The following is a 9,422-nucleotide window of genomic DNA, read 5'->3' as shown; positions in this document are numbered from 1 at the left end:
GTTTCTAATTTCTTTAATCAATCCTAAATCTTCTAAATTTTTTAATGAAAAAGCTATTGTAGATTTAATATTGTTATTATTAGGATATTTCTTTTTAAAATCTGCAAAAAAAAAGTGTAAAGTTTGTAATTTAAAACAGTTCATCTTTAATGAAATAATTTTATCATAGACCATTAGATTCCATCCATTTAAATTTTTTATCCTTTCATCTATTGAAACAGAATAATTTTGAATTTTTAGATTAGAATTGTGGTTGTTTATTTCATTCATATCCTCAAATGGCTTTAATTCCATTAATCTGTTTTTTTCATTAAACTTACTTCGATTATCATGATTAAAATTATTCTCTCTATTAGCATTATTATTAAAATTGTCAGTGTTATTAATATTGTTAACCTTGTCAATATCATTATTAGAATTGTTAGTGTTATTAATACTACTGTTATTAGCATTATTATTAGAAAAAGATGAAGAAGGTGAAAAAGGAGATAAAGAAGGATATGAAGAAGATGAAATATGATTAAATTTATTGTTGTAATGACTCAATTTTAACAAATCATGATTTTCATGATTATTTTTAAAGAATAAAATTTCATCATCTTTAAATAGTTTTTTATACTTTCCTCCACCATAAAAATGTATTATTTTTAAATTACTTAAATGTTTTAATGATGAAGTAACAGATGATCTAATATTTGAATTATGTATAAAATGAGATTTTAAAATAGGAAAGTAGGGAATAATATCATTAAAATGAAAAATATCATTTTTAAAATCAAGTATTATATTTAAAATAGCTAAATTCCATCCATTTAGACTAATTAGCTTTTCCTTAATATCATGATGATCTAAATCAGCTTTATCTATAAATTTTTCTATTTTCATAATACTCCAAGATAATTTAAAACAATTTACTGCATTAATAAAGATATAAATTAAAAAATGATAAAATCAATTAAACTATAAACTTAATTAAATTATAAAATCAATTAAGGTATAAAATTAATAAAAAATTAAAAAATTAAAATATAATGAAATATGATAAAATATATTAAGAATATAAAATAAATATTTTTCTATGAAAGAGAATAATAACTCTAAAAACAATTATTTCATAATAGATGCATCAGGATTTATAAATGGTTTTAAGCCTTATGGAAAAAACAATTTTAGTGTAAGTGAAATAACAGAAGAAATAAAAGATTTAAAATCAAAATTATCCCTTGAAGAAGCCATTTCTTCTGGAAATCTTAAAATTTCAGATGTAAGTGATGAGAGTCTTAATGAATTAAAAAAAATTATAGAAAAATCTGGAGATACACTTAGATTATCTAATCCAGATATTAAACTTTTGGCTTTAGCACTTGAATTAAAAGATAAAAATCCTATAGTTGTTACTGATGATTATACCATACAAAATACTTTAAAAATACTAGATATCCAATTTAAACCCATTATAAATAAAGGAATAGATACAATCTACAATTGGAAAAAAGTTTGCATGGGCTGTAAAAAAGAATATCTTAATAGTTATAAATTTGATGATTGTGAAATTTGTGGATCTAAAGTATACAAAAAGCGGATAAAACTATAAAAAAGAAAGAATAGGAAATAAAAAAATGAAATAATGGATAAAAAAGGGAATAGAATAGGTGTTATAATGGAAAATAATGATTTTAAGAGCAATAATTTAAATGAAGAATATTACAAACACAATTTAATGGCTGGTGAGGAAATTTTAGATATTTATACAAGAAACATGAAATTAGTTGGACAAGCTAGAAGAGATGCAACTCATAAAGAAGGGTTTTGGCACAAAACATTTCATTGTTGGATAGTACAGCAGGATAAAAAAGGAAATAAATACATTCTTTTTCAAAGAAGGGCTAAAGAAGTCTTAAACTTTCCAAATTTATTGGATATTACTGTTGCAGGACATATTTTATCAAATGAAAAAGAGCATGAATTTGTAAGAGAAATTAATGAAGAAATAGGTTTAGACATTGATTTTAAAGAGTTAATGTTCTTAGGAAGAAGGTATCATTTAAATAGTCATATGGGAACAATAAACAATGAAATATCTGAGGTATATTTATTTGAATCAAATACAGATATTAATACATATAAATTTCAAAAAGAAGAGGTTTCAGGAATTTTTAAAATAAATATTAAAGATGGATTAAATTTATTTTCAGGAAAAATCGATGAAATAAAAGCTGAAGGCATTTTAATTAATGAAAATGAAGCAAATCAATTTATATTAAAAAAAGAAGATTTTATAAATCATAATGTTGACAATTATTTCTTAAAAATATGTATAATAGCAGATTTATACTTTAAGGGATATGAATTTTTACATATTTAATTATTTTAAGCAAAATTACAATTAATTAATTATTTTTCAGACTAAATTCAAGCATTTATAATTATATATTAAAAAATTATATATTAAAAAATTATATATTAAAAAATTGCATATTAAAAGTTATTTATTTTTTAATTATTTTCTTTTAAGTACTTTATTTTAAATAATTTTTAATTATTTCCTTTGAAAATTTAATACCGGCTTCTCCTAAAATTAAAATAATATCATTTTCATTTGCTAAATCAATAGCTATTTCAATAGCTTCTTTTATTTGTTCTTTACTTGCACCTAAAGTCCCTTCTTTTTTAAAATCATATTTTCCTTTTAATTTAATTATTTTTAAAGATTTTTCATTACTTTTGTTATTTTTAGTATTTTTAGCATTTAGATTTTTTTCATTGACCACAAGATTGTTTAAATCAGCTTTATCAGTTGCTACAATAGATGATTGAGAAATAGGAATTAAAATATCTCCTTTTGAGAGTGTTTTAGCCATTTGAATATCTGATTCCATACCACTTTCAGATGAAATAGAATTTAAAATAATGAGTTTATTATTTTTATCATTTAATTCTTTTTCATATATTGAAAATACAGTTTGAATAACAGATACAACACCTGCAGGGTTATGAGCAAAATCTAAAATTATTTTAGGACTATTATTTATCAATTCAAATCTTCCAGGAACGCCTTCAAAAGAACTTATTCCTTTAACAATATCTTCAAATGAAATTCCAAAATTATAAGCTGTAGCAGCAGCAGCAAGTGAATTATAAACATTATATATTCCAGAATTACTTAATATTATTTCTCCATGATTTTTACCAATATTTAAAGAATATTTAATATGCTTTCCACTATTTTTGTAATTTAAAAAATTATTAGAATCAGTATTCTGATTGTTATTAGAGTTAGTGCTAGAATTAGTATTAGAATTAGAAGTAGTATTAGAATTAGTGTTATAATTACTATTAGAAAGATTGTTAGAATTTTTATTAAGATTATTAGTATTTATTTCCTCATTAAAATCAATAAATTGGATGTTTGAAGCAAAAACATCTAATTTAGGATTAGTATGACCACATAAACATTTAAATTTACCTAAATTATTTAAAATTGGATTAATGTTCTTTATTTCATTTTTACAAATAGGACAAATTGGATGGTCAATGATTGAATTCTCATAAACAAACTCTTTATCCTCAACATCTTCATTATCAATATCTTCATTTATTTGTTTTATTCCATAAAAAGTGTTGTCCCCATTTTCATTATACTTTTTAAAATTAATTAAATTTATATCATCACCATTTAAAATCAAATCATCCACATAAATGGCTAATTCCTTTTTACAATTAATATAATCATTAAAATTTACATTTTTTAAATGATCCTTTGTAATATTGGTAATAACACCTAAATCTATGAAAGATCCTTTAACTGACCTTTCAATTTCCCCTTTGACTCCAAAAGTTCCAATTTCAACAACGCTTACATCACCATTTAATCTTGCTTGAAGTGAAGGTATCAACTCTGTGTTTCCTTGTAAATTAAGATTGTGTTCAGGAACTTTTAATCCTGCAGTTTTAAAAATATTTTTTAATATATGGACTGTAGAAGTCTTTCCATTTGTTCCTGTAACACCAATTACAATTTTATTTGTTGAAAAATTATCTAAAATGTCTTCCACACCATAAATATTACTTATGTTTAAAGATTTTAAATATTTATTTATTTTAGAAAAAACTTTCTTATTTTCTTTTAAACTGGGGGCTAAGAAAAAAGCAGTAGCTGATTTAATTATATCCTCACTGTGTCCTCCTAAATCTAAACCTATTCCTTCATCTTTAAAAATTGCTTCTAAATAGCTACTTTTACAGGAATCAGAAACTGTAACTTCAAAACCATTATCATTTAAAACTCTAGCCATTAGACTTCCTACAGTTCCACATCCTCCAATTAGAACTATTTTTCCAGATAAAGCTTTGAAAAACTCAATTCCATTTTTAATATCATTTTTTACATTATCATAAGCATTTACAACACCTGGACCAATGTGTAAAATTGTATCACCCGGTTTTGCAATAGATAAAGCTTTAAAAATTGATTTAAAAACAGAATCAGTTATGAAAAATTCAACATCATTCTCACCACAAGGACCACAATTTACTCCTTTAAATATCTCTATTGATGCATCAATATCAACGACTTCTGTTGTTTCGTTTTTACTACTAGAAATTATAAGATCAGTATATTTTGATAAAACTTCACCTATTTTAAATTTATCTCGAGGGGTTAAAGTATCAGGGTTGTCAACACTTATAATTAATCTATTAGATATTTTTAAGCCATTTAATAACTTTTCCATACTTTCTGGGTTATGTGAAGCATCCATAAAAATATTAACATCATTTACAATGTCAATTTTTTCAAATCTTCCAGAAACACCATTAAAGTTTCCAATACGGTTTATTAAATAGTCTAAATCTAGACCAAAAATCAATCCCATTGAAATAGTGGCTATTGCATTTTCAACATTTACTAAACCTGGAATTTTAAGTACTATTTCTCTTTCAAATGGAAGGATATTTTTATATTGAATATTTTCACAGTCACAGTTTATTAAACCACATTTATCACAAACTAAAGTTGGAAATCCACTTGTTTTCATTTTAAAACTTGAACCATAAAGCCCATTCAATTTAATATCCTCAGCAAATACATCATATTCAAGATTAGGATTGTAATAAGATTTATCATCAAATTCAATTTTTTGAGGGTTCTTTAGTCCATAAACTATGTATCTAGATTTAATAGTGTTTAATCTAGTACTAATAATAGGATCATCACCATTAGCAATTATAATTCCTTTTTTATCAATTAAATCTTTAATGGCTATGTTTCTTTCAATATATTCCTCATAGCTATTAAATTCATCCATATGATCAGGTGTTAAATTAATTAAAAGTCCTGCAGAAAGGTCCAATCCATTTACTAAACGAATTGTTCCATGAGGAAGTTCAAAAATAGCTAAGTCTTTATTTCTACCCTCATCATTAATTATCATTTCAACTAAACCTTCAATAACAAGAGAGCTTTGAAGTGATGAAAATATTAATGTTTCTTGCTTTTCTTTCATTATGTAATTTATCATATTTGTTGAGGTAGTTTTTCCATCTGTTCCTGAAATCCCTATCATTGGAATATGAATTAAGCCATTTAAAATTAATCCCACATCTCTGTCTGTAATTAAACTTATATCTCCATTAGAATAAGCAGCCATTAATTTTTTTATAAATGGAGAAGTTTTTGGAATATTTGGTGATATAAAAACACAGTCAAAGTCTTCAATTGCAATTTTACTGTGAGATCCAAGTAAAAATTTAATTCCTCTATTTTTTAAAATATCAATATTCTTTTGAGCTTTTTTAGGAAGATCATCATAGCTATTTAAATCATTGACAAGAATTGAATTATCTAAAAAATTTAAAAGATTAGCCACTGGTCTGCCTGCATTTCCTGCTCCAACTACAAGAATTTTCTTATTTTTTATCATTTAAATCAAAATAGCATTATTATATATTTTTAAATATATTTAAAAAAACAATAACAAAATATTTATAAAATATTTATAAAATTTATAAAGATTATAACAGTTACAAAAAAATTATAAAAACTATAGTCAATAAAATAAAGTTTAGAAGTAATAATTTTTTTTAAAAATTTTTATATTCATCTATTAATTAAATTAAATAATTATAATAAATATTTTTTTATATAACAAAATTATAAATCATTATTTTAAAAATTAGGTATAATATAAACTTATTTTTTAAAATAAATAAATATTTCAACAAAGCATTAATTCGAAAATTCTCTTTCAGGACTATATTTAAAGTTTTATAATTTTAAACAATTAGATAATAAATATATTAAGCTTTTAAATATTTATATCTTTGCAAAATAAGATAAATAAATAAGAATTTACATATAAATAGAAAATTAAAGAAAAAAAACAAGGAGAATTAGTAAAATTAAAATAAAAAATTTTTTTTAAAAAAAAAATAAGAAAATAAAAAAATTAATACTAATCATCTTTTTTTCTTCTTATTAATGGTAGAAGTAAGAATAAAATAGCTATTAAAATAAGAGGAACACCCGTATGCTTCATATGGGAGTTGTCACCATTTCCACTACTTGAACCATTAGCACTCTCATCAACTAAAGTAACATTGGATCCTTGAGAGGAATTATACTTATAATCACCTGTAAAGATAGCTAAAATTTTATGCTTTCCATTACTTAAAGGTTTACTTGGATGGTAAACTAATTTAGCAATTCCATTTCCATTAGTAATAGCGGAACCAACATATTTTCCATCTATATAAAATTTAATGGTTTTTCCTTTAAGTAGATTTCCATTAACATCAGTTAGTTTTGCAACAAGTTCTACAGTTTTTCCATTAGTTTTTGGTGAATAGGCAACTAATTTAGTATTTGTTTTATTCGCATTAAATGGATTATTGGGTTTTCCAGTGATATTTGAATCGTTAGAGTTGCTACTGTTTTTACCAACATTAGTTTCATTTGAAGAATTAATATTTGCAATGTTAACAATATTTCCAACACCTACAACTTTAACTATTAACTTAATAGTATAGCTATCACCATTAGCTATTTCAGCAATACTCCAAGTGACAGCTCCAGCATTGTGGTGATAAGTTCCATTTGCAGAGACAAATTGAAGTTGATTAGGTAAAATATCTGCAATATTAATGTTTGTTGCATTATCAGGACCATAATTGGAGACAGTAATTGTGTAAGCTATTTTTTGATTTAAATAAACAATTCCAGAAATATTAGCGGTTTTAATAATGGATAAGTTAACAGCTTTACTTGAATTTATAGTAATATTTATAGTATTATTACCTGTATTATTCTCACTACTATAAATAAGCAAATTATTACTAATATCACCAGTACCATTAACACGGAATACTAAAGTCAAAGTCACAGTTGAACTATTAGCAATGCTTCCAATATACCAAATATGATCTGTTTCATCATAATTACCAAAATTAGTAGAACTATTAACATAAATTAGCTTAGGTCCAAATATTTCAGTAATATTAACATTAGTTGCATTATCAGGACCATTATTTGTAACAGTAATAGTAAACAATATTTCCTGACCATTTAAAACATTTGTAGTATTAGCAGTTTTTGTAACATTTAAATTAACAGTAGGATTAACATTAATTGTAGAATTATTACCTTCAGATGAGTTATCTCCGGTATTATTCTGATCTGATCCAGTTACATTCACTATGTTTTTAATGTTGCCTGTACCATTTAATCTAACAATCAACTGAATAATATAAGACCCATTAACATTTATTGTAATGCCAATCCAACTAACAGTCTGACCCACTTTAACACCACTAGCATTATCACTAACATAAATCAAACGATAATCAAGAACATCAGTTAAACTAACACCAGTAGCATTATCAGGACCATGATTAGTAACATTAATAATATAAGAAACCAGCTGACCATCTAAAGCATTAGTTACATCAACAGTCTTACTAATGGTTAAATTAATACTAGCATTAGTATCAACAGTACTGTTGTTGCCATTAGATGAGTTGTCTCCGGTATTATTCTGATCTGATCCAGTTACATTCACTATGTTTTTAATATTGCCTGTACCATTTAATCTAACAATCAATTGAATAATATAAGATTTATTAGTGTTTATTGTGATGCCAGTCCAACTAAGAGTCTGACCTACTTTAACAGCACTAGCATTATCGCTAATATAAATCAAGCGATAATCAAGAACATCAGTTAAACTAATGCCAGTAGCATTATCAGGACCATGGTTAGTAATAGTAATAATATAAGAAACTAACTGACCATCTAAAGCATTAGTTACATTAACAGTCTTACTAATGGTTAAATTAATACTAGCATTAGTATCAACAGTACTGTTGTTGCCATTAGATGAGTTGTTTCCAGTGTTATTCTGATCTGATCCAGTTACATTCACTATGTTTTTAATGTTGCCTGTACCATTTAATCTAACAATCAATTGAATAATATAAGATTTATTAGTGTTTATTGTGATGCCAGTCCAACTAAGAGTCTGACCTACTTTAACAGCACTAGCATTATCGCTAATATAAATCAAGCGATAATCAAGAACATCAGTTAAACTAATGCCAGTAGCATTATCAGGACCATGATTAGTAATAGTAATAATATAAGAAACTAACTGACCATCCAAAGCACTAGTCACATTAACAACTTTACTAATGGTTAAATTAATACTAGCATTAGTATCAACAGTACTGTTGTTACCATTAGATGAGTTATCTCCAGTATTATTCTGATCTGATCCAGTTACATTTACTATGTTTTTAATGTTGCCTGTACCATTTAATCTAACAATCAATTGAATAATATAAGATTTATTAGTGTTTATTGTGATGCCAGTCCAACTAAGAGTCTGACCTACTTTAACACCACTAGCATTATCACTAATATAAATCAAGCGATAATCAAGAACATCAGTTAAACTAATACCAGTAGCATTATCAGGACCATGATTAGTAATAGTAATAATATAAGAAACTAACTGACCATCTAAAGCACTAGTCACATTAACAACTTTACTAATGGTTAAATTAATACTAGCATTAGTATCAACAGTACTGTTGTTACCATTAGATGAATTATCCCCAGTATTATTCTGATCTGACCCAGTAACATTCACTATGTTTCCAATATTACCAGTACCATTCAACCTAACAACTAATTGAATAATATAAGATTTATTAGTGTTTATTGTAATGCCAGTCCAACTAAGAGTCTGACCTACTTTAACACCACTAGCATTATCACTAATATAAATCAAGCGATAATCAAGAACATCAGTTAAACTAATACCAGTAGCATTATCAGGACCATGATTAGTAATAGTAATAATATAAGAAACTAACTGACCATCTAAAGCACTAGTCACATTAACAACTTTACTAATGGTTAAATTAAT

At 24.9% G+C, this 9,422-nt stretch carries 5 protein-coding genes; 2 read left to right on the top strand and 3 right to left on the bottom strand.

Annotation, left to right across the window (positions count from 1 at the left end):
• Positions 1-885, bottom strand: an 885-nt coding sequence (locus MBCUR_RS09265) for a hypothetical protein (RefSeq protein WP_211265148.1), incomplete at its 3' end; no start/stop codon positions are given.
• Between the two features lie 193 nt (positions 886-1,078).
• On the opposite strand from MBCUR_RS09265, the gene MBCUR_RS09260 reads away from it, so the two are divergent.
• Complete coding sequence (locus tag MBCUR_RS09260) at positions 1,079-1,594, top strand: PIN domain-containing protein (protein ID WP_067092627.1); 516 nt, start codon at positions 1,079-1,081, stop codon at positions 1,592-1,594.
• Between the two features lie 66 nt (positions 1,595-1,660).
• Positions 1,661-2,365: an NUDIX hydrolase gene (locus tag MBCUR_RS09255; RefSeq protein ID WP_157077733.1), complete on the top strand. Its 705-nt coding sequence runs from the start codon at positions 1,661-1,663 to the stop codon at positions 2,363-2,365.
• Between the two features lie 154 nt (positions 2,366-2,519).
• On the opposite strand, the gene MBCUR_RS09250 is transcribed toward MBCUR_RS09255, so the two are convergent.
• Positions 2,520-5,921 (bottom strand): Mur ligase family protein, encoded by a 3,402-nt coding sequence (locus tag MBCUR_RS09250; RefSeq protein WP_067092623.1) that lies wholly within the window; start codon positions 5,919-5,921, stop codon positions 2,520-2,522.
• 531 nt (positions 5,922-6,452) lie between these two features.
• Positions 6,453-9,422 (bottom strand): Ig-like domain repeat protein (locus MBCUR_RS09245; RefSeq protein ID WP_157077732.1); only part of this gene is annotated, 2,970 nt, incomplete at its 5' end.

The organism is Methanobrevibacter curvatus (assembly GCF_001639295.1).
GTDB classification, from domain to species: Archaea; Methanobacteriota; Methanobacteria; order Methanobacteriales; family Methanobacteriaceae; genus Methanoflexus; species Methanoflexus curvatus.
Note: the sequence above shows the minus strand (reverse complement) of the source record. Positions and strands in the feature narration are given on the sequence as shown.

Excerpts from the sequence above, each read along its gene's own strand:
- MBCUR_RS09250 (WP_067092623.1), bottom strand. The coding sequence starts at position 5,921 with ATGATAAAAAATAAGAAAATTCTTGTAGTTGGAGCAGGAAATGCAGGC.
- MBCUR_RS09260 (WP_067092627.1), top strand. The coding sequence starts at position 1,079 with ATGAAAGAGAATAATAACTCTAAAAACAATTATTTCATAATAGATGCA.
- MBCUR_RS09255 (WP_157077733.1), top strand. The coding sequence starts at position 1,661 with ATGGAAAATAATGATTTTAAGAGCAATAATTTAAATGAAGAATATTAC.